The sequence below is a fragment of the Actinomadura roseirufa genome, from assembly GCF_900659635.1.
Taxonomy (GTDB): Bacteria; Actinomycetota; Actinomycetes; order Streptosporangiales; family Streptosporangiaceae; genus Spirillospora; species Spirillospora roseirufa.
Genome location: NZ_CAACVB010000555.1, coordinates 1 through 1416 on the forward strand (window position 1 = coordinate 1; position 1416 = coordinate 1416).

Annotated in this window: 2 protein-coding genes; one reads left to right on the forward strand and one right to left on the reverse strand. The window is 73.1% G+C overall.

Translation table 11 applies throughout. The features are described 5' to 3' along the window. Positions 1-94: 94 nt before the first annotated feature. On the reverse strand, positions 95-742 hold the full coding sequence (locus tag E1291_RS41340) for an NERD domain-containing protein (RefSeq protein WP_242614703.1): 648 nt from the start codon (positions 740-742) through the stop codon (positions 95-97). Between the two features lie 456 nt (positions 743-1198). Between E1291_RS41340 and E1291_RS41345 the strand changes: the two genes are divergently transcribed. Continuing rightward, on the forward strand, positions 1199-1416 hold a 218-nt coding region (locus E1291_RS41345), incomplete at its 3' end, for a hypothetical protein (protein WP_131743462.1).

A 1416-nucleotide genomic window follows, 5' to 3' on the forward strand; every position in this document is an offset into this window, starting at 1 on the left:
CTCGGCGGCACCGTGGTCGCGGGGGCGGCGGTCACGGGTGCGGGGTGTGCGGGGGCGGGGTGCGCGGGGGCGGTGACGGTCACGGCGGGCTCCGCTACGCGGCGGTGGGCATCGTCCGGCCGCCGATCGGCAGCGCGTGGACGGCGGCGCGGGCGATCGACTCGACGTCGTCGGCGGACAGCTCGGCGGTGGGGTTGCGGCGCATCCAGCGGATCAGCCTGAACGGCTGGGCGAAGGTGATGCCGTCGGCGGTGAAGGGGGTGCGGCGCGGCAGCCGCCCGCCGTGCACGGCCAGCACCGGCGTCACCTCGACCCGTGTCCCGGCGCGCTCGGAGATCAGCGCGGCGGCGGCCTCGGCGCGCGCGGTCAGGCTCCTGACCAGCTTGGTCTGCGTCCGCCCGTCGATGAACAGCTTGTCGCCGTGCCGGGACAGCTCGGCGTCCGGCTGCCACGCCTCGTTGTGCACCAGCCACACCCCGCCGGGGCCGATGACCAGCTGGTCGGCGGAGCCGTGCTCGGGCACCGTCCGGGCGAGCAGCACCCGGTGGCCGCGCCGCTCCAGCGTCAGCCGCAGCAGCCGCGCCATCCGCTCGTCACCGCGCAGCCCGCGCCGCCAGACGCTGGATGTGCTGTAGATGCGCCAATGGACCAACGAGTCGACGGCGGCGACCAGGACCGCGGCGACGATTCCGAATACCGCGTTGACCAGAGCCCCGCACAGCAGCAGCGCGGCGCCGGCCATAATTGCGCGGTTCCGCAACCGCCCCTTTCGGTCCTTCTGCCAAAGCTCCTCGAAAACCGCCTGGGGCGAACCGCCCGTGAACGCGGCCCTATCCCTGAGGTAGATGGAGCTGCCGATCATCTCGACCTCCCGGCATCCTGCGACGACGACCCCATTATGGGGATGGTCGACGGCTTTTCGCCACACTTCGACCGGTGCCGGAAGCCGGGCGGCGCCGCGGCTCAGGGGGTCCGCGGCATTGCTTACCTGGCCTTTTGCGGTGACGGCGGCGGTTAAATTTTGGGGAAGTCTTTAGAACGTTCTACAAGAATGGATGAAATGCTCGATGCAACTTTCACGGTAACGCACGGAGGTGATTTCGGTCCGGTGGCCATTGTCACATGGACGACCACCGGCCGGGCACGGTAGGGACCCGCCCGCTCCGGCGGCGGCGACCGCGCCCGGCACACTGGAGCGATGCACCCGCACCCCGCCCCGCGCCCCGTCCCATCTGAGGGCCCGCCCTCCGACCCGTCCCGGGGCCCGCGGATCGCAGCCGCCGAGGACCTGCCCGTCGCGAGCGCCGTCCCGGCCCTGCGCGCGGCCCTGGCCGGGCGGGGCGCCGCCGTCCTGGCCGCCCCGCCCGGCACCGGCAAGACCACGCTCGTCCCGCTCGCCCTCGCCGGCCTGGCCCT